Source organism: Nocardioides iriomotensis, assembly GCF_004168035.1.
In the GTDB taxonomy this organism is placed as follows: Bacteria; Actinomycetota; Actinomycetes; order Propionibacteriales; family Nocardioidaceae; genus Nocardioides_B; species Nocardioides_B iriomotensis.
The window spans coordinates 122,585-140,990 of the sequence record NZ_SDPU01000034.1 but is presented as its reverse complement, the minus strand read 5'-3'; the positions used below and the strand labels follow the sequence as shown (position 1 = coordinate 140,990).

The following is an 18,406-nucleotide window of genomic DNA, read 5'->3' as shown; positions in this document are numbered from 1 at the left end:
TGCGTGCTGCCGGTCGGTGGACCGGGGCTCGCGGACGCAGTCCCGTCTACGTCCGCGTCCAGCATACGCCGTCCCGCCGGCCTCGCGGACCCGACCTGTCCGGCCGGCCGCGACCGATGCATGTCGGAGGGGTTTCTGGGTTACCGTCCGATCCGTGAGCGGCCTCCCGACCGTCGTCGTCGTCGACGACGCCCCTGACGTGCGCCGCCTGCTGCGGACGAGGCTCCGGCTCTCGGGTCGGTATGAGGTCGTCGGCGAGGGCGCGGACGGCGCCGCCGCGATCGCGCTGGCCGAGGAGCACCAGCCCACCCTGGTGCTCCTCGACGTCTCGATGCCCGGCGTCGACGGCCTGGAGGCACTCCCCCGCGTCCTCGCTGCGTCACCGGCCACCCGGGTGCTGATGTTCAGCGGTTTCGAGGAACAGGGCCTGGCGGAGCGTGCGGCGGAGCTCGGCGCGGCAGCTTTCCTCGAGAAGTCCGTGTCGCTCGAGACGCTGCTCGGACGCATGGACGAGCTGGCCGGCCACGCAGCCGTCGACCCGGAGCCGGCCGCGGCGCCGGCTGCCGACAGCGCGGGCAGCGACGACCTCGCCGTCCTCGACGAGCACCGCGAGCGCTTCCGCGAGGTGTTCGAGGAGGCCGCGATCGGCATGGCCACCCTCACCCTGACCGGACGGCTGATCCGGGTGAACCGGGCCTTCGCGTCGCTGCTGGGCGCGTCCGAGACCGCCCTCGTCGGCACCCGCTACGCGGACCTCGCCCACGAGGCGCAGGCGTTCGACGCGGCGCTCGACGACATCCGGAGTACCCCCGTGGAGGTCGTGCACCTCGAGCACACCCTGGCGCGGACCCGCACGACGTTCGTCCGCGCCACCCTCGCCCCGGTGCGCGACTCGGCCGGCCGGGCGCTGTACCTCTTCATGCAGGTGCAGGACGTCACGGCCGAGCACCTGGCGCTGGAGGGGCTGCGCCGCAGCGAGGAGCGGTTCCGGCTGCTGGTGGAGGCGGTGGAGGACTACGCGATCTTCATGCTCGACCCGCAGGGTCACATCGTGAGCTGGAACAGCGGGGCCCAGCGCAGCAAGCTCTACACCGCCGACGAGATCATCGGGCAGCACTTCAGCGTGTTCTACCCGCCGGAGGTGCAGGCCGCGAAGCACCCCGAGCACGAGCTCGAGATCGCGCTCCGCGAGGGCCAGTACGAGGAGGAGGGCTGGCGGATCCGCAAGGACGGGTCGCGGTTCTGGGCCAACGTCCTCATCACGGCCGTGTTCAACGCCGCCGGGGAGCACGTCGGCTTCGCCAAGGTCACCCGTGACACCTCCGAACGACGTCGGCTCGAGGAGGACCGCGAGCACGCCGTGACCGCGCTCGCGGCCGCCAACGCGGAGCTCGAGTCGCTCAACCGGCGGCTGCAGCGGGCGGCGGACGACCAGGCGCAGTTCGTCGCCGTGACCGCCCACGAGCTCCGGACGCCGGTCGGCCTGCTCGCCGGGTCGGCCGACCTCCTCGCCGCGCACGGGGACCGGCTGACCGACGAGGAGCGCACCGACGTCATGGCCGCGATCTCCTCCGGCACCTCCCGGCTGCGCCGGCTCCTCGCGGACCTGCTCACGGCCTCGCGGCTGCAGGCGAGCCGGATCGAGCTGGCCCGCCTACCCGTTGACGTGCGCGAGCTCGTCGAGGGCGTCGCCATCAGCGTGCGATCGACGTACCCCGACACCGAGGTCGTCGTCGACGACCTGCCCGCCGTGACCGTCGAGGGCGACCGCGACCGGCTGGCGCAGGTGCTGGAGAACTTCGCCGGCAACGCCGTGCGTCACGGCGCCCCGCCGGTGCGGATCGGGGTCACCAGCACCGACCGGTCGGCCCTGGTGCGGGTCTCCGACGCCGGCACCGGCGTCCCGGAGGAGCTCCGTGACCGCCTGTTCGACCGCTTCGCCACGGGACGCAGCGGCGGCACCGGTCTCGGCCTCTACATCGCGCGTCAGCTGGCCCGGGCCCACGGCGGCGACGCCCGCTACGAGCCACCCTCCTCCGACCAGCCCGGCGGCGCCTTCGTGCTCGAGGTTCCGCGGCCGGTCCCGAGCCCCTAGGTTGCTGTCGTGACCATCCGTGCCCTGCTCGTGGACGACGTCGACGACGTCCGCCGCCTCGTGCGGACCGCGCTGCGGTTCCACGGCGGTTTCGAGGTCGTGGCCGAGGCCCGCGACGGGGCCGAGGCCGTCCGCCTCGCCGAGGACCACCACCCGGACGTGGTCGTGCTCGACCTCGGCCTCCCCGACCTCGCCGGTCGCGAGGTCCTGAGCCAGATCCGCGCCCTGTCGCCGACGTCCAAGGTCGTCGTCTACTCCGGCCACGACGCCGACGACGCGTGGGTACGCGCGCACGTCGAGGGCTACGTGCTCAAGGACGACGAGCTCGAGTACCTCGTCGACCTGCTCGCCTCGGTGGGCAGCCGCGCCACGCGACAGTCCGTGCTCGAGCTGCCCCGGGCGCTCACCAGTGCCGCCCTCGCCCGGCGCTTCGTGACCGCGACGCTGACCGACTGGTCCCTGACGCCGCTCATCGACCCCGCTCTGCTCGTGGCCAGCGAGCTGGCCGCCAACGCGGTGACCCACGCGGACTCGGCGTTCCGGATCCAGCTCTCCCTGACCCAGCACACCCTGCGCATCGACGTCATCGACTTCGGCGGCGGCACCCCCGAGCCGCAGAGCACCACGTCCGCCGACGAGCACGGTCGCGGGCTCCTCCTGATCGACGCCCTGACCGCGGCCTGGGGCATCGAGGACGGGCCCGGCAGCGGCAAGCTGGTGTGGGCCGAGCTGACGCTCCCGGACCAGCACGTCGAGCGTCAGTCGAGCTGAGAGAACGACTCGTGCTGGTCAGCCCGCGCGGGCCTCGGCCAGCGCCTCGCCGAGCACGTCGACGGCCTCGTGGACCTGGCTGGCCGACGCGTTCAGCGGCGGCACCAGGTGGATCCGGTTGACGACGGCGAGGGGCAGCAGCCCGCGCTTCTTGCACGCGGCGACGACGGCGGCCATCTGGGGGCTGCTGCCGGGGTACGCCGCGAGCGGTTCGCGGGTGGCCTTGTCGGCGACGAGCTCGACGGCCCAGAAGGCGCCGACCCCGCGCGCCTCCCCGACCCACGGGTCGCGGTCGGCCAGGTCCTGCAGCCGCGGCCCGAACACCTCGTCCCCGAGCGCGGCGGCGTGCTCGACCACGCGATCGTCCTCCATGGCGCGGATGGTGGCGACGGCCGCGGCGCAGGCCAGCGGGTGGCCGGAGTAGGTGAGCCCACCGGGGTAGGCACGGTCGTCGAACGTCGCCGCGACGTGCGGGCTGATCGCGACGCCGCCGAGCGGGACGTAGCCGGAGTTCACGCCCTTCGCGAACGTCAGCAGGTCGGGCACCACGCCGTCGTGCTCCACCGCGAACCAGCGACCGGCGCGGCCGAAGCCGGCCATCACCTCGTCGGCGACCAGCAAGATGCCGTACTTGTCGCACAGCTCCCGCACCCCGCGCAGGTAGCCCGGCGGCGGCACCAGGACGCCCGCCGTACCCGGGATCGACTCGAGCACGACCGCCGCGAACGTGTCCGGCCCCTCGAACAGGATGGTCTGCTCGAGGTGGGCCAGCGCGCGCTCGCCCTCCTCCTCGACCGAGCTGGAGTGGAAGGGGCTGCGGTAGGCGAACGGCCCGAAGAAGTGCACGGCGCCGGACGACGCGGCGTCGTTGGCCCAGCGGCGCTGGTCGCCGGTCATGTTGATCGCGAGCTGGGTGCCGCCGTGGTAGGAGCGGTACGTCGTCAGCACCTTGGGCCGGCCGGTGTGCAGCCGGGCCATCCGGACGGCGTGCTCGTTGGCGTCGGCGCCGCCGTTGGTGAAGAACACCTTGTCGAGGCCGTCCGGGGTGTGGCTCGCGATGAGCCGCGCGGCCTCGGACCGCGTCGCGTTGGCGTGCTGCGGCGCGACCGTGCAGAGCGTGGCGGCCTGCTCCTGGATCGCCGCGACGATCCGCGGGTGCTGGTGGCCGAGGTTGGTGTAGACGAGCTGCGAGGTGAAGTCGAGCAGCCGGTTGTCGTCCTGGTCCCACACGTAGGAGCCCTCCGCCTTGGTCACGACCATCGGCGTGATCTGCGCCTGGGCGGACCAGGAGTGGAAGACGTGCCTGCGGTCGAGCTCGTAGGTCTGCTCAGCGGTCAGGGGCGTGAGATCCGTGTCCGTCGCCATCGTGGTCTCAGACATTGCGCGGGAACCCCAGCTCGAGGCCGCCCTCGGGGCGGTTGGCCGGGTCGATCCACCGGGTGGTGACGACCTTGCCACGGGTGAAGAAGTGCACGCCCTCGACGCCGTGCGCGTGGGTGTCGCCCATGAGCGAGCGCTTCCAGCCGCCGAAGGAGTAGTAGGCGACGGGCACCGGGATCGGGACGTTGACGCCGATCATCCCGACGTGGACGTCGGCCTCGAAGCGGCGGGCGGCGCCGCCGTCGTTGGTGAAGATCGCCGTGCCGTTGCCGTAGGGGTTGGCATTGATCAGCGCCACCGCCTCGTCGTAGGTCTCGACGCGGACCACCGACAGCACCGGGCCGAAGATCTCCTCGTGGTAGATCTCCATCTCCGGGGTCACGTTGTCGAACAGCGTCGGGCCGAGCCAGAATCCGTCGGCCGCGCCCTGGGCCTGGACCTCGCGGCCGTCGACCACGACCTTGGCCCCGGCCTTCTCGCCGGAGTCGATGTACGACGCGACCTTGTCGCGGTGCGCCCGGGTGACGAGCGGGCCCATGTCGGCTTCCTTGCTGCCGTCGCTGGGGTTGCCGTCGCCGGTGACCAGGGTGTGGGTGCGGTCGGCGATCCGCGCGACGAGCTCGTCGGCGACGGAGCCGACGGCGACCAGGACGCTGATCGCCATGCAGCGCTCGCCGGCGCTGCCGTAGCCGGCGTTCACCGCCGAGTCGGCCGCCAGGTCGAGGTCGGCGTCGGGCAGCACGACCATGTGGTTCTTGGCGCCGCCGAGGGCCTGCACCCGCTTGCCGTGCTTGGAGGCGTTCTCGTAGACGTACTCCGCGATCGGGGTCGAGCCGACGAAGCTGATCGCCTGCACGTCGGGGTGCTCGAGGAGCGCGTCGACCGCCTCCTTGTCTCCCTGCAGCACGTTGAACACGCCGTCGGGCAACCCGGCCTCCTGCCAGAGCGCGGCGAGCCACAGCGACGCCGACGGGTCCTTCTCGCTGGGCTTGAGGACGACGGCGTTGCCGGACGCGATCGCGACCGGGAAGAACCACATCGGGACCATCGCCGGGAAGTTGAACGGCGAGATGATCCCGACGACGCCGAGCGGGTCGCGCTTGGAGTGCACGTCGACGCCGGTCGAGGCGGACTCGGAGTGACCGCCCTTGAGCAGGTGCGAGATGCCACAGGCGAACTCCACGACCTCCTGGCCGCGCGCGATCTCGCCCATCGCGTCGGAGAGCACCTTGCCGTGCTCGGACGTGATGATCTGCGCGAGCTCGCCCTTGCGCGCGTTGAGCAGCTCGCGGAAGGCGAACATCACCTGGGTGCGGCGCGCGAGCGAGGTGCGGCCCCACTCCTGCGCGGCCGCGCTCGCCGCGGCGATGACGTGGTCGGCGTCGGCGCGGGAGGCGAGCGCGAGCTCGCCGGTCACCGCGCCGGTGGCGGGGTTCGTGACCGGGGCGGTCCGGTCGCTGGTGCCGGCGAACGGGGCACCGCCCGCCCAGTGCGTGATCGTGGTCGTCATGGTCGCGAGCCTGGCAGCCGCGGCACCCCCGGCGCACCGACAGAGCGTAGGATCCTGCTGGAATTACCGACACTCCGACGGGAGCGATCGATGGCCGTGACCGTCGCCGACGTGCTGACGATGCCGGCGCTGCGCAGCGCCCAACCGGCCGTGCTCGCAGGCGGCGCCGCGCTCGACCGCGACGTGCGCTGGGTGCACACCACCGAGCTGCCGGACATCGGCCCGCTGCTGCGCGGAGGCGACCTCGTGCTCACCACCGGCATCGCGCTGCCCGAGGCGCCGGCGGCGCTCGCCGCGTTCGCCGAGTCGCTGTGGGAGTCGCGCGCCGCCGGCCTCGCGATCGAGCTCGGCCGGCGCTGGGACGAGGTGCCCGCTCCCCTGGTCGACGCCTGCGAGCGGGTCGGGCTGCCGCTCGTCGCCCTGCAGCGCGAGGTGCGCTTCGCTGCCGTCGCGCAGTCCGTCGGCGAGCGCATCGTGGACGACCAGCTCGCCCGGCTCCGCGAGGCCCAGCACGTGCACGAGGTGTTCACCGACCTGTCCGTCGCCGAGGCCGGACCGGCCGAGATCCTCGACGCCGTCGCCGCCCTGGCCGGTTCGACGGTCGTGCTCGAGAGTGGCCGGCATCGAGTGCTCGACTACCGGCCGGGACCGCGCGACGTCGACGCCTTCCTCGACGACTGGGAGCGGCGCTCGCGGGGCGTGCACCTCGACCGCCGTACCCACTGGGACGGGAGCACCGGCTGGCTGGTCACCCAGGTGGGCCGGCCCGAACGCGGGTGGGGGCGCCTGGTCATCGAGTGCGCCGACGGCGCGACCGAGCGGCTGGTCGCCGTCGCCGAGCGGGGCGCCGCCGCCCTGGCGCTGCACCGGCTCAACGACCGGCAGCGCGACGGCCAGCAGCGGCGGCTGCACCACGAGCTGCTGGTGGGTCTGCTCACCGGGGGCGACCGCGACGAGCTGCGCCGGCGGTGCGAGCTGGCCGGGCTCCCGTCGGGGCGGCGGCGGTACGTCGGGCTCGCGCTCCGGGCCGCGACGCCGTCCGCCCACGACGAGGTCGTCGCCGCGACCCTGCACGCCGCCTCGGTCGCGAAGGCGCCGGCGCTGGTCGCGGTGATCGACGAGGACGTGCACGTCCTGCTGTCCCTGTCCGCCCGCGCGGACGCGGACCGGGTCGCCGACGACGTCGCCCTCGCCGTGCTGCGCCGGCACGACGTGGTCGCCGCGTGCGGCACGCCCGTCGACGACCTGGCCGGCGCCGACCGCACGCTCCGCGAGGCCCAGCAGGTGCTTCGGGCGGTGCGCCGTACGCCCGACGCGCCACGCGTGCACCGGCTCGAGGACGTCCACGTGCGCGGCCTGCTCGCGCTGCTGCGCGACGACGACCGGCTGCAGGCGTTCGCCGACCGTGAGCTCGCCCGGCTGCGCGCGGCCGACGCGTCCGGCCGGATGGAGGCGGCCGTGCGGGCGCTGCTCGAGCACCCCGGCAGCAAGTCCGCCGCCGCCGCCAGCCTCGCCGTGTCTCGGCCGGTGTTCTACGAGCGCCTCGCGCACGCGGCGCGGGCGATGGGCGTCGACCTGGAGGACGCCGAGGTGCGGACGTCGCTGCACCTGGCGCTGATGGTCGACGAGCTCGCGCGCTGACCCCGGCCGACGGATCGTGTCGGGTGCGCCGATCTGTCGGCGCAACCGCCTAGGCTGCCCCGCACACCGGATCACCGGTGCTTCAAGGGGGAATCGTGAACGCTCGTCTGCTCTGCTCTGCGCTGTCCGCTGCACTCGTCGGTGGCGTCCTCGTGTCCGGGCCCGTCATGGCTCAGTCCTCGCCGGACGACGCCTCCGCTCGGCTCGCCGGACGTTCGGTCGCGATCGTCGAGAGCCCGACCGAGGTCACCGAGGGCGACCGCTACTCCGTGGTCGTCAAGGTGAGCTCGGCGGCCAAGGCCAAGAAGGTCGAGCTCCAGGTCCGGTCCACGGACATCTACGGCACCCCCCGTCTGGGAGACCGTGAAGAAGCGTCAAGTCGACGGAAGGGCGAAGCACCGGATCCCGTTGGTCGCAGGTCCCGACAACCCGCTGAGGATGCGTGCGCTGGCGACCTACCGCGACGGCGAGAAGGCACGATCGACGGCGTTTCGGATCACCACGTTGCGCTGGTTCGACTTGCATGAGTTCCGTCCGTACTACGCGACGGCGAACATCTCCAATTCGGAATGCAGCAACGAATCGATAGCCGGCAATGCCTACGTCGGTTGGTTTGGGTACGGGCCCCGCACGACGGCGTGGGAATCGCGGCACACTCCTGGCCGCCATTGCACGGCATTCCGAGGCGTCGCCGGTGTCATCGATCGTTCCGATGACGGCTCGTCGGCTGAGTTCAAGATCGTGGCCGACGAGATGACCGTCGTGTATCAATCCCCGGTTCTCACGCCAGGATCGGCTTACCCGTTTCAAGTGTCGCTCGCTCGGCCCTACCGAATCGCCATCCAGGCGCGGATGACCTCGGTTGCCCTGGCGTCTCCCGCCATCGGTGCACCCCAGCTGTTGTGCGACTACGCCACCGGAGCCTCCCCCAGCTGACGCCCGCCGGGCTGACCCGTTCGGGCCATGTCGCCGCCTCCGCACCCGCCGTACCGTCGGCTTTACCAACCGGCCGCAGAGGGGAGGCGGGGGTGGATCGACGTCGCTACTGGGTGGAGCTGCGGGTCCACGGGGTCAGCGGGACGCCGCCCGAGGAGCTGCTGGACGCGGCGCACGTGCGCCAGGTCGCGGGTGACGAGTACGGCAGGGTGTTCCGTCCGGTCGACTCCGACGGCCGCGAGCGGTGGGCGCTGACGCGGCGGCACATGCTGGAGGGCTACCACTGGGGTCAGTTCACGTCCGGCAGCTGGCGGATGGGGCTGTGGCTGGTGCTCATCCCGTTCGGCCTGGTCAACGCGTCGGCGTTCATGCTCCCCGACCCGGGCCGGCGTCGGGTGGCGCGCGCCGCGCACACCGTGTCCGGCGCGCTCATCCGGGCGATCGGCGTCGGGCAGACCTGCACGTTCGCCCTCGTCACCGCCGTGATCCTCGTCGACCTCGTCGCGTGGCAGTCGGCCTCCACGTGGGGCTGGCTGGCCTGGGCTCCCGCGGGTCTCCCCATGGCGGCCGGGCTGCTCGCTGCCGCGGCGGTCGTGTTCGGCCTGTCGCTGCTCGGCAACCAGTCGCGCCGGCTCGAGGCGCCCTCCCCCGGCGCCGGCGCGCTCGTCGACGACGTTGACTCCGGGCTGTGCCACCACCTCTTCTACCAGGGCAACCCGGACGCCCCGATCCTCAGCCGGCTGCACCTCGCGGCCGGCCTCGGCACGGTGGCCGTCGTCGGGGTGACCACCGTCGGCCGCGCCGACGTGGCGCCGTACGACGTCGGCTGGCTCGCCTTGGCCGTGCTCGTCGTCGCGCTCGCGTCGGTGCTGACCACTGTGCTGGGCGACCCCGAGCGCTCGGTCAGTGGCAGCCGCCGGCACGCGTGGCACTCCCGCCTCGCCGCGCCCCTCAGCCACGTGCTCGTGGTCGGCGCGCTGGTGATCGTCTTCCTGTGCGCGACCGCGCTGTCCGGTTTGGCCCAGAGCCTCGACCCGCTCGAGCTCGACCTGGTGTCTCGCTGGCTTCCCATCACGATGGCCGTCGCGGTCACCGCCCTGCTCGCCGCCAACGCCGTGCTGGCCTGGTGCACCCGCGCGCCGGTGCGCCACGAGTTCCGGCGGTACGCCGGCGGCCTGGCGGCCTGGGCCGCGGCGACGACCGGCCTGTCGCTGGGTGTCGGCTACTCCGGGGCGTTCGCGCTCGGATCCGCCCGGGCGCTCGGGGCGGACGTGCCGGGCACGCTGGTGAACCGCATCGCCTACGCGTGGGGGCTGTCGTTCGGCCTGATCGCGGTGATCGCGGTGCTCGGCCTCGCCTACGCCACGGTCACCGGCCGCCGGCTCACGCGTGAGGCGACCGCGTCGTACGAACGTCTGGCCTGGCCGCCGCTCGCCTACTCCCACATGAAGGGTGTGCCGGACTTCTGGCTGCGCCGCGTCGGCCGCGCCTCGGGCCTGGCCCTGCTGAAGACCAAGGTGCCGCACGTGTTCGTGACGACGGCGCTGGTCTCGCTGCTGATGACGCTCGTGGCGGCGTGGGAGATGTTCTACGGCGAGCTGCCGGCCCCCGTCGGTTTCCTCAGCAGCGCCGTGCGCGGCTCAGGCAGCTGGTCGTCGTTCGTCGCCGACGTCGGCAGTCTCGGTCTGATCGCGGCCGCCGGATGGCTGCTCGTCCTCGGCCGGCGGTCGCTGCGCAGCCGCGAGACCCGTCGCGGCGTCAACGTGGTCTGGGACGTCGTGTCGTTCTGGCCGCACTCCGCGCACCCGTTCGTGCCGCCGGCCTACTCCCAGTTCGCGGTGCCCGGCCTGCTCGAGCGGGTCCGCTTCCACCTCGGCCGCACCGACGTCCAGCCGTCGAGGGGTCCCGCCGACGCGGTCGTAGTGGCGGCGCACAGCCAGGGCAGCCTGATCGCGTTCGCCGCGGCCTTGTGGCTCGGCGACGACGAGATCGCGAAGGTCGGCCTGGTCACCCACGGCTCGCAGCTGCAGGTCGCGTTTCCCCGCGCGTTCCCGGCGTACGTCGACGCCGGGATCGTCGAGCGGCTGTACCGCCGCCTGGACGGCCGCTGGGTCAACCTCTACCGCGAGACCGATCCGATCGCCGGCCCCGTGCTGTCGTGGCCCACCGACCCGCCGTCGCCGCGCCGCGACGGGTTCACCCTCGACCACGCACCGCTCCGGGCGTACGTCGACGCGTCCACCGGTCGCCGCGTCACCGGCAACGACTGGCGGCTGCTCGACCCGGCCGTCGCCGACCTGGGCAGGCTCACCCGGCCCGTCGCCCGGATGGGTCGCCACTCCGGCTTCACGCTGACCGACGACTGGCGCGAGGCCGTCCGCACCGTCAATCCGATGCCGAGCCGCCGGCGACGTCACCAGCGCCGAAAGGTCATCCCCGCCCCACGCGCTCCCGCCTCCCCCGAAGCCGCCCGTTCGGGCCGGTGACTCGGGTCGGCGCACGGCGTACGTTCGCGACCATGCAGCAGGTGACCGAGGGCAGCCTGTCGACCGGCGTGCCGTACCTGCGCCTGGGCCACGGGCCACCGCTGCTCGTCGCGGCGGGCCTGACCACCGAGCACGCCAACCCCACGGGCGTGTGGCGGCGGCTGTCGCTCTCGTGGGCGGCGCCGTACGCCGAGCACTTCACCGTCTACCTGGTGAACCGCCGGCCGGGGCTCGCCCCCGGTACGTCGATGTCCGAGATCGCCGACGACTACGCCCGCGCGATCGAGGACGACATCGGCGAGCCGGTGTACCTGCACGGCACCTCCAGCGGCGGCTCGGTGTCGCTGCAGCTCGCGGTCGACCGCCCCGAGCTGGTCCGCTGGTGCTCGCCGCGGCCGCCTGCCGCCTGTCACCGAGCGGCCGCGCGCTGATGGCCGAGGTGACGCGGCTGACCGTGGCCGGCGACCGGAGGGCGGCTACCGCTCTGGTCGTGGGCGCCGGCACCAAGCCGTCGGTCGGCGCACTGACCCGCCGGGCCGGCTGGGTCATGGGCGGCTTCACCGCCCAGGACCAGTCGGACATGCTCGCCGTCGTCGCGGCCGAGGACGCGTTCGACGTCGAGGCGCGCCTCGACCGGGTGACCGCCCCCACGCTCGTGCTGGGCGGCGACGCCGACGGCTTCTACACGCGCGAGCTGTTCGAGACGACGGCCGCCGGGATCCCGCACGGGCGCGCGGTCGTCATGCGCGGCCGGTCACACGTGTACGTCGCCGGCGGGCGCGTGCCCGCGACGCTCGCGCTCGGCTACCTGCTCGCCGGCTGACCGGGCTCAGGCGGTGGTCCGCCAGGCCGCGGGCAGGCCGGTCGAGGCCTCCTCCACGACCGGGGCGGGGACCGCCGCGATGCCGGCCTCGAGCAGCGCCCGCAGCCGTCGGTCGACGTCCGGGGTGCCGGTCGCGACCACGCCGTCGACGGCGTGCCGCACCATCGTCGGTGCGGAGTGCCGGGCGAACGCCTTCCGCGAGATCGGCGTACGCACGAACAGGCCGTCGACCCACGCGACCGCGCCGGGCACGAGGCTCAGCGCGACCTGGGCGTCACGCCGCGTGTCCGCGAGCGACGGGTCACGCGAGCAGAGCTGCTCGGCCTGGAGCAGGCCGCCCGCGAGGACGCGCTGGGTCGGCTCGGGAACGTCGAGCACGACCCTGCCGGCGACCGCCACGGACACCCTCAGCCAGGTGCTCTCGTCGCCGCGCCGGCCGACGACCGACGGGACGAGCAGCAGCAGCGCCTGGCGTTCGGCGTCGTGCGTGCGGTCGTTGACCATCCGGGCCAGCTCGGCCAGCACGGGATGGGTGCACGCGGGATGGTCGCTCCAGCGTTCGCCGGCGAGGACGGACGCGAGCTCCATGAAACAGGCACCCCGCCGTGGGGTGCGGTGGCGACCCCGGGACAGCACCGGGATTCCGTCGGGAAGTGAAGAGGACCTCATCGCAACCTCCTCGTCCGAGCATGCGCCTGCTCCCCGGACGGATCAACACCCGTTCCGGGCGATGTCAAGGGCTAGGGATCCTGCTCGCTCTCGAACAGGGCCCGGCGCTCGCGTGCGGTCGCCATCGCCTGGAGGAACATCGCGTCGTAGTCGGGGTCGTCGACCGCGATCGTCGCCACGACGTGCTCGTCGAGCACCTCGCCGCTGCCGGGCAGCACCTTCTGCAGCAGCACGCGCGTCCGGCCGTGCACGTCGACGTGGTCGATGCGCCACTCGCCACCCTGCACGGCGGACCGCGACGGGCGCGCGAGGCCGGGCGGACCCGCGAGCAGCCGGATCGTCGCGTAGACGACCAGAGCCAGAACGCCCACCACCACGGCGGCCTCGAACATGACCACGTCGCCATTCTCCGCCGCCGCTCGCCGTACCACCAGGTCTCGACCTACGCTCCTGCCATGAGCGACGACCTCGTGGTGAGGCCGCTGACGGAGGAGACCTGGGACGCCTTCGCGGCCCTCGTCGAGCGGCACAACGGGATCTTCGGGGGCTGCTGGTGCATCTGGTTCCACCCGGACTGCGCGGAGCGCGGTCAGGGGTACGACGGCAACCGGGCGCTGAAGCGCCGGCTGGTCGAGGAGGGCAAGGCCCATGCCGCCCTGGTCATGGACGGCGACCGGGCCGTCGCGTGGTGCGAGTACGGCACACCGGAGGAGCTGCCGAACATCCACCACCGCAAGGAGTACGACGCGCGCGGTGAGCCGCCGCCGGACTACCGGCTCACCTGCATCTTCATCGACAAGGCCTACCGCCGGCGCGGGCTGACGCGGATCGCGCTCAACGGCGCCCTCGACCTGATCGCCCAGCAGGGCGGCGGGGTCGTGGAGGGGTACCCGCAGGACCTGTCCGACGGCCGGCGGGTCGGCAACTCGTTCCTCTACAACAGCACGCGCGCGCTCTACGAGCGGGCGGGCTTCAGCTACGAGGGCCCGAAGGGCAAGAACCACACGGTGATGCGGCGCACCGTCACCAGCAAGGCCGCCGTACCGGACTGAACCCGTCGATCTCGGGCACGACGGCTGGACAAGGAAGCGGGACGTCAGCGACAGGAGGGCAGATGGGCATCGAGGACATCGGACCGCGGCCGCAGAGCTTCGACCTGGAGACCGCGACGAAGCAGAACGAGAACTACCGCACCACCGCCTGGTCCGGGAAGTACCTGCAGCTCACGCTGATGTCGATCCCCGTCGGCGAGGACATCGGCCTCGAGGCGCACCCGGAGACCGACCAGTTCCTCCGCCTCGACGCGGGCCGCGGCCGCGTCCAGATGGGCCCGGCGAAGGACCGGCTCGACTTCGAGCAGGAGGTCGAGGACGGCTGGGCCGTCTTCGTCCCCGCCGGCACCTGGCACAACGTGACGAACATCGGCGACGAGCCGATGCGGCTTTACGCGGTGTACGCCCCGGTGCACCACGCCGCCGGCAAGATCCACGGGACCGCCGACGATGCCGAGCGCGACGAGGAGGCCGGCACGGACGAGCCGCCCGCCTGGTCGGTCCAGCCACCCGCGCCACCGGACGACCAGCACGCCTGACCCGGCTCCAACCTCCCGCTCCACGCCGCCGACCCGGCTCGAACCTCCCGCTCCACACCGCCGACCCGGCTCGAACCTCCCGCCGGGAGGGCGCGAGTCGGCGCGTCTTGCCCTCCCAGACGTGCCGAGTCGGCGCGTCTTGCCCTCCCAGACGTGCCGAGTCGGCGCATCTTGCCCTCGTCGCCCGTGCCGCCGGCCGCCGTACCGGCGCTGTTCCCTAGGCAGATGGACGCTTCCCCAGCGGTATGCGCCTTGTGAAGCGTCCACAACCCCGCGTTACAGCTGGGTCTGGCCCGGGAACTGTCGGCGGGCGGCCCTACGGTCGGGGGCATGGCGATCGCACGCTTCCCTTCCTTCGTTCTCGACTGTCCCGACGCCCGGCAGCTGGCGACGTTCTACGGCGCGCTGCTGGACTGGGACGTCTCCGGCGACACCGACTGGGCGGAGGTGCGCGGCGACGGGCAGTGCATCTGCTTCCAGCGGGTCGACGACTTCCGGGCGCCGGCGTGGCCGGGCCAGGACGTCCCGCAGCAGATGCACCTCGACGTCGTCGTGGAGGGCTTCGAGGAGGCCGAACCGGCCGTCGTGGCGCTCGGCGCGACCCGCCACGAGCACCAGCCGGGCGAGAAGTTCCGGGTGTTCCTCGACCCCGCCGGACACCCGTTCTGCCTCTGCCTCAACTGACCGCCGGACACCCGTTCCGTCCGGGGCCGCGCGGGCTTACGATTCGCGCGTGCCAAAGGTCTCGGTCCTCGCCTACTTCGCCGACGACGTGTCGCGCACCTACCAGCTGATCCAGTGGCTGCCGGTGCTCGAGCTGCTCCACGCGGAGCATCCCGTCGGCGTGGTCGCGCGCGACCTGGACAGTGCCGCGGTGCTGCAGGGCCGGACGTCGCTGCCGGTCCTGGTCGCGCCGTCGTTCCCCGCGCTGCACGACCTGTACGACGACGTCGACCCGAAGGTCGTCCTCTACTGCAACAACTCCATCCTCAACTTCCAGTCGCTGCTGCACGGCCGGGCGCTGCACGTGCACGTCAACCACGGCGAGAGCGACAAGCAGAGCATGGCGAGCAACAACGCGAAGGCCTACGACCGCGTCTTCGTCGCGGGCGAGGCGGCGGTGCAGCGCCACGTGGCCGGGCTGCTGGAGTTCGACACCAGCCGACTGGTGCGGATCGGCCGGCCCCAGCTCGACCTCTCTCGTACGTCGCCGCTGCCGGAGGCGGCCGACGGGCGGCGCACCGTGCTCTACGCCCCCACCTGGGAGGGCGACGCCGACTACAACAACTACACGTCGCTCGACACCGTCGGCCGCGGCGTCGTGCGGGCGATCCTCGACGTGCCCGGCGTCCGCCTGGTCTACAAGCCGCACCCGAAGATCGCGACCAGCCAGACCCCGTCGATCCGCGACGCCCATCGCGACGTGCTCGACCTCGTCGCCGACGCCGCCGCCCGCGATCCGGAGGCCGGCCACACGGTGTACGTCACCGGCGACATCCTGGCGCTGATGCCCTCCTGCGACGCGATGGTCACCGACGTCTCGTCGGTCGGCCTCGACTGGCTGTACCTGTGCACCGGCAAGCCGCTCTTCGTCACCGACCGTCACCTCGACGGCGAGCGGCTGCGCCAGGAGGTGCCGGTGAGCCGCTGCGCGGACGTCATCGAGCACGTCGACGGCGTCGCCGGCGAGACCGCGCTCACCGCGCTGGTCGAGGCCCGGCTGGACCACGACGAGCACCACCTGGCGCGGGTGGCGATGCGGCACCACTACTTCGACGACTACCAGGTCGGCGACAGCACGCTGCGCTTCAAGACCGAGGTGGCCGAGCTCGTCGCGCTGCGCGACCGGCTGGTCGGCGAGACCGGCGGCGACGAGACGTCGGCCGCGATCATCGCCTGACGCACGGGGGTCAGAAGCCTCCGCCGTCCCCGCCGCCACCGCCGTCGCCGAAGCCACCGTCCCCGAAACCTCCGCCGTCCCCGAAGCCACCACCGCCGTGGTCGCCGTGGACGTAGCCGCCGCCGAAGTCGGTGGCCATCGACGGGTCGTACGCCCAGCCGAGCGAGGTCCCGCCGAGCGTGTCGACGCCGGTGAAGTAGCCGTGCGTGTAGGGCAGGTACGCCGCGCCGGCCTCCCAGTAGGGCACCATCCGCGTGCCGACCTTCACGGTCCGGATCTCGGGCTTCTCCCCCTGGCGGACCCGGGCCGCGTCCTGCGCGCAGGCCGGCACGGTGCGGGTGCCGCGTCCGGACGCGGTGTAGAGCACGTCCTCGGTCGACGGGCCGTGCTGCGGGTTGAAGAAGCACGGCACCCGGTGTGGCGGCACCGGCAGCCCCTGCAGCCGCGCGTCGACGCAGGCCAGCGCGTAGCGCCCCTCGGAGAGGGTCTCGCTGACGTCCTCGATCTGGTCGCGCGTGCGCATCCGGGGCACCGCACGCTGCGCGGTCTCGTAGGCGTCCAGGGCGCGCTGGTAGTCGGCGCGACCCTCCTGGTCGAGCCGGCCGACGGCGCCGTCCAGCCGGCCGAGCTCCTCGCCCAGCTGGGTGACGTCCTCGTCGGCCAGGGTCCGGACGCCGGCCAGCTCCTCGGCGTCGGCCCGGTGGGCGCGACGCTTCGTCAGCATGAGGCGACCGCCGCCGACGAGACCGACGACGGCCAGCGCGTCGATCAGCCACCACTCCATGCGCCCTCCCGGTGGTGTCGCCTCCAGGCTAGGACCGGCGCGGCCCGCCCGACATGCCCCGAAGGAGCCACCGTGCCGGGGTCAGCCGGCCCGTCGCCGCCGGATCTCGGCGTTGATCGCCGGCACCACCTCGTGCAGGTCGCCGATCACGGCGTACGTCGCCTTGGTCACCATCGGCGCATCCGGGTCGGTGTTGATCGCCAGGATGTTCTTGGCCGACGAGCAGCCCGCCCAGTGCTGGATGGCACCGCTGATGCCGCACGGGATGTAGAGGTCCGGCGAGATCCGGCTGCCGGTCTGCCCCACCTGCTCGTGGTGCGGCCGCCAGCCGAGACTGGTCACCACCCGGGAGACGCCCAGCGAGGCGTCCAGCAGCTCGGTCAGCTCCAGCAGCTCGCCGAACCCGTCGGCGCTGCCCGCGCCGCGGCCGGCGCCCACGACGACCCGCGCCGAGCGCAGCCCGCCGGACAGGTCGGGCTCGGGTTCCTCGGTGGACACGACCCGGGCCACGAGGTCGGCCTCGGACACGTCGACGGCGAGGTCCACCACGTCGGCGGCCCCCGGCGCGTCGGCCGGGCGCGGCTCGACCGCGTGGCCGGCGACCGTGAGCACGGTCGGAGACTGCGCGAGCCGCATCTCCTCCAGCGCCGCTCCCCCGACCACCTGGCGCGTCACCACGATCGGGTCGGAGCCCTCCGCGGACAGCACGTTGGCCGCCATCGGGACGTCCTCGCGCGCGGCGACGTGGGCGAGCACCTCCATGCCGCGCGGCGTGCCGGCGGCGAGCAGGTGCGTCGCTCCGGAGGCACGCAGGCCCGCCTGGACGGCCGCCGCCCAGGCCGCGCCGGCGTAGGCGTCGAACGCCTCGCCGGTCGCGTGGTGGACCGTGCGGACGCCGTACGACGCCAGCTGGTCGCGCGCCGCGTCACCCAGGTCCCCGACCACGACCGCGTCGACGAGGTCTCCCAGCGAGCGGGCGAAGGTCAGCGTCTCGCGGGACACCTCGATCACGCCGCCCGCGTCGATCTCGACAAGCACCAGGGTCATCGCGACAGCACCCCCAGCTTCTCCAGTACGTCGACCACCGCGGGCGCGGCGTCGGCGCCCTTGCCGAGGATCTGCACGTCGCTCGGCGCGGGCGGTGGCAGCAGCAGCCGCACCCGGTCGGGCCCGGCCGGCTCGGTCGCCGGCGTGCGCTGCTCGATCGCCACCTTCTTGGCCTTCATCCGGCCCTGCACCGACGGGTAGCGCGGCTCGACGCCGCCCTCGAGCACCGTGACGACCGCGGGCAACGGCACCCGGTAGGTCTCGTGCCCCTCGGGACCGGCACCCTGCGCCGTCACGACGCCGTCGGCGACGGACACCTGGTTGACGCCGTTGACGACCGGACGGCCCAGCTCGTAGGCGAGCCGGATGCCGACCTGGAAGTCGCCGCTGTCGGCGGCGTCGTTGCCGAGCAGGATCAGGTCGTGGCTGCGACCGGCCGCCTCGTGCTCGCGCACAACCGCGGCGATCTCCCTGGCCACGTCGGCGGGGCCGAACCGGTGCGCCTCGGCGACCACGTGGGTGGCCGCGTGGCAGCCGACGGCGAGCGAGGAGCGCAGCTGCTCCACCGCGTCGTCGTCACCGAGCGTCAGCACGGTGGCCTCGCCGCCGTCGGCGCCGGTGACCTGGGCGGCCAGCTCGACGGCGCACTCCTCGTGCGCGCTCGTGGTGAAGCCGGCGTACCTCCCGTCGACGGCCTGGCCGTCGTCGGTCAGCACGACCTCGCTGGTCGAGTCGGGGACCCGCTTCACGCAGACCAGGACGTTGGTCATCGC

18 protein-coding genes are annotated in these 18,406 nt (G+C 73.2%); 11 read left to right on the top strand and 7 right to left on the bottom strand.

Annotated elements, in window-relative coordinates:
• Positions 1 to 154 precede the first annotated feature (154 nt).
• Positions 155 to 2,095 (top strand): PAS domain S-box protein, encoded by a 1,941-nt coding sequence (locus ETU37_RS19090; RefSeq protein WP_206054042.1) that lies wholly within the window; start codon positions 155 to 157, stop codon positions 2,093 to 2,095.
• Between the two features lie 9 nt (positions 2,096 to 2,104).
• On the top strand, positions 2,105 to 2,866 hold the full coding sequence (locus tag ETU37_RS19085) for a response regulator (RefSeq protein WP_129988938.1): 762 nt from the start codon (positions 2,105 to 2,107) through the stop codon (positions 2,864 to 2,866).
• An 18-nt stretch (positions 2,867 to 2,884) separates the two neighbouring features.
• On the opposite strand, the gene ETU37_RS19080 is transcribed toward ETU37_RS19085, so the two are convergent.
• A complete protein-coding gene (locus ETU37_RS19080; RefSeq protein ID WP_129988937.1) occupies positions 2,885 to 4,246 on the bottom strand; it encodes an aspartate aminotransferase family protein in 1,362 nt (453 codons plus the stop codon).
• Entirely contained in the window at positions 4,239 to 5,756 is a 1,518-nt protein-coding gene (locus ETU37_RS19075; protein ID WP_129988936.1) for a CoA-acylating methylmalonate-semialdehyde dehydrogenase, read from the bottom strand. Before ETU37_RS19075 ends, ETU37_RS19080 begins: the two co-directional genes overlap by 8 nt.
• Positions 5,757 to 5,846: 90 nt before the next feature.
• On the opposite strand from ETU37_RS19075, the gene ETU37_RS19070 reads away from it, so the two are divergent.
• The 5 genes from ETU37_RS19070 to ETU37_RS19050 all read left to right on the top strand — a co-directional run bounded on the left by ETU37_RS19070 (position 5,847) and on the right by ETU37_RS19050 (position 11,642).
• Positions 5,847 to 7,397: a PucR family transcriptional regulator gene (locus tag ETU37_RS19070; protein ID WP_240755839.1), complete on the top strand. Its 1,551-nt coding sequence runs from the start codon at positions 5,847 to 5,849 to the stop codon at positions 7,395 to 7,397.
• 438 nt (positions 7,398 to 7,835) lie between these two features.
• Positions 7,836 to 8,333 carry an NPCBM/NEW2 domain-containing protein gene (locus ETU37_RS19065; protein ID WP_129988935.1) on the top strand — a complete coding sequence of 166 codons (498 nt, stop codon included), beginning with the start codon at positions 7,836 to 7,838 and terminating at the stop codon, positions 8,331 to 8,333.
• A 92-nt stretch (positions 8,334 to 8,425) separates the two neighbouring features.
• A complete protein-coding gene (locus ETU37_RS19060) occupies positions 8,426 to 10,819 on the top strand; it encodes a hypothetical protein (RefSeq protein ID WP_129988934.1) in 2,394 nt (797 codons plus the stop codon).
• A gap of 32 nt (positions 10,820 to 10,851) precedes the next feature.
• Positions 10,852 to 11,250: an alpha/beta fold hydrolase gene (locus tag ETU37_RS19055; RefSeq protein WP_129988933.1), complete on the top strand. Its 399-nt coding sequence runs from the start codon at positions 10,852 to 10,854 to the stop codon at positions 11,248 to 11,250.
• Entirely contained in the window at positions 11,202 to 11,642 is a 441-nt protein-coding gene (locus tag ETU37_RS19050; RefSeq protein WP_165372607.1) for an alpha/beta fold hydrolase, read from the top strand. The genes ETU37_RS19055 and ETU37_RS19050 overlap by 49 nt, the downstream gene beginning before the upstream one ends.
• Before the next feature lie 6 nt (positions 11,643 to 11,648).
• Here ETU37_RS19050 and ETU37_RS23495 read toward each other — a convergent pair whose 3' ends face one another.
• Both ETU37_RS23495 and ETU37_RS19040 read right to left on the bottom strand, forming a co-directional pair.
• On the bottom strand, positions 11,649 to 12,230 hold the full coding sequence (locus ETU37_RS23495; protein WP_206054041.1) for a hypothetical protein: 582 nt from the start codon (positions 12,228 to 12,230) through the stop codon (positions 11,649 to 11,651).
• A 152-nt stretch (positions 12,231 to 12,382) separates the two neighbouring features.
• Positions 12,383 to 12,709: a hypothetical protein gene (locus tag ETU37_RS19040; RefSeq protein ID WP_129988931.1), complete on the bottom strand. Its 327-nt coding sequence runs from the start codon at positions 12,707 to 12,709 to the stop codon at positions 12,383 to 12,385.
• Between the two features lie 57 nt (positions 12,710 to 12,766).
• Between ETU37_RS19040 and ETU37_RS19035 the strand changes: the two genes are divergently transcribed.
• From ETU37_RS19035 to ETU37_RS19020, 4 genes are all read left to right on the top strand, one after another.
• Positions 12,767 to 13,363: a GNAT family N-acetyltransferase gene (locus ETU37_RS19035; protein WP_129988930.1), complete on the top strand. Its 597-nt coding sequence runs from the start codon at positions 12,767 to 12,769 to the stop codon at positions 13,361 to 13,363.
• Between the two features lie 62 nt (positions 13,364 to 13,425).
• Positions 13,426 to 13,902 (top strand): cupin domain-containing protein, encoded by a 477-nt coding sequence (locus ETU37_RS19030; RefSeq protein WP_129988929.1) that lies wholly within the window; start codon positions 13,426 to 13,428, stop codon positions 13,900 to 13,902.
• Positions 13,903 to 14,232: 330 nt separating this feature from the next.
• A complete protein-coding gene (locus ETU37_RS19025; RefSeq protein WP_129988928.1) occupies positions 14,233 to 14,586 on the top strand; it encodes a VOC family protein in 354 nt (117 codons plus the stop codon).
• 49 nt (positions 14,587 to 14,635) lie between these two features.
• Complete coding sequence (locus ETU37_RS19020; RefSeq protein WP_129988927.1) at positions 14,636 to 15,802, top strand: CDP-glycerol glycerophosphotransferase family protein; 1,167 nt, start codon at positions 14,636 to 14,638, stop codon at positions 15,800 to 15,802.
• A 10-nt stretch (positions 15,803 to 15,812) separates the two neighbouring features.
• On the opposite strand, the gene ETU37_RS19015 is transcribed toward ETU37_RS19020, so the two are convergent.
• The 3 genes from ETU37_RS19015 to ETU37_RS19005 form a co-directional block, all read right to left on the bottom strand.
• Entirely contained in the window at positions 15,813 to 16,586 is a 774-nt protein-coding gene (locus ETU37_RS19015; RefSeq protein ID WP_129988926.1) for a hypothetical protein, read from the bottom strand.
• Positions 16,587 to 16,667: 81 nt separating this feature from the next.
• Complete coding sequence (locus tag ETU37_RS19010; RefSeq protein ID WP_129988925.1) at positions 16,668 to 17,633, bottom strand: electron transfer flavoprotein subunit alpha/FixB family protein; 966 nt, start codon at positions 17,631 to 17,633, stop codon at positions 16,668 to 16,670.
• Positions 17,630 to 18,403 carry an electron transfer flavoprotein subunit beta/FixA family protein gene (locus ETU37_RS19005; protein WP_129988924.1) on the bottom strand — a complete coding sequence of 258 codons (774 nt, stop codon included), beginning with the start codon at positions 18,401 to 18,403 and terminating at the stop codon, positions 17,630 to 17,632. The genes ETU37_RS19010 and ETU37_RS19005 overlap by 4 nt, the downstream gene beginning before the upstream one ends.
• Between the last annotated feature and the right edge of the window lie 3 nt (positions 18,404 to 18,406).

Bases quoted from the DNA above. Each gene is read 5' to 3' on its own strand.
- ETU37_RS19035 (WP_129988930.1), top strand. From the start codon at position 12,767: ATGAGCGACGACCTCGTGGTGAGGCCGCTGACGGAGGAGACCTGGGAC.
- ETU37_RS19030 (WP_129988929.1), top strand. From the start codon at position 13,426: ATGGGCATCGAGGACATCGGACCGCGGCCGCAGAGCTTCGACCTGGAG.
- ETU37_RS19070 (WP_240755839.1), top strand. From the start codon at position 5,847: ATGGCCGTGACCGTCGCCGACGTGCTGACGATGCCGGCGCTGCGCAGC.
- ETU37_RS19055 (WP_129988933.1), top strand. From the start codon at position 10,852: ATGCAGCAGGTGACCGAGGGCAGCCTGTCGACCGGCGTGCCGTACCTG.
- ETU37_RS23495 (WP_206054041.1), bottom strand. From the start codon at position 12,230: ATGGAGCTCGCGTCCGTCCTCGCCGGCGAACGCTGGAGCGACCATCCC.
- ETU37_RS19015 (WP_129988926.1), bottom strand. From the start codon at position 16,586: ATGGAGTGGTGGCTGATCGACGCGCTGGCCGTCGTCGGTCTCGTCGGC.
- ETU37_RS19025 (WP_129988928.1), top strand. From the start codon at position 14,233: ATGGCGATCGCACGCTTCCCTTCCTTCGTTCTCGACTGTCCCGACGCC.
- ETU37_RS19075 (WP_129988936.1), bottom strand. From the start codon at position 5,756: ATGACGACCACGATCACGCACTGGGCGGGCGGTGCCCCGTTCGCCGGC.
- ETU37_RS19065 (WP_129988935.1), top strand. From the start codon at position 7,836: ATGCGTGCGCTGGCGACCTACCGCGACGGCGAGAAGGCACGATCGACG.
- ETU37_RS19010 (WP_129988925.1), bottom strand. From the start codon at position 17,633: ATGACCCTGGTGCTTGTCGAGATCGACGCGGGCGGCGTGATCGAGGTG.
- ETU37_RS19080 (WP_129988937.1), bottom strand. From the start codon at position 4,246: ATGTCTGAGACCACGATGGCGACGGACACGGATCTCACGCCCCTGACC.
- ETU37_RS19005 (WP_129988924.1), bottom strand. From the start codon at position 18,403: ATGACCAACGTCCTGGTCTGCGTGAAGCGGGTCCCCGACTCGACCAGC.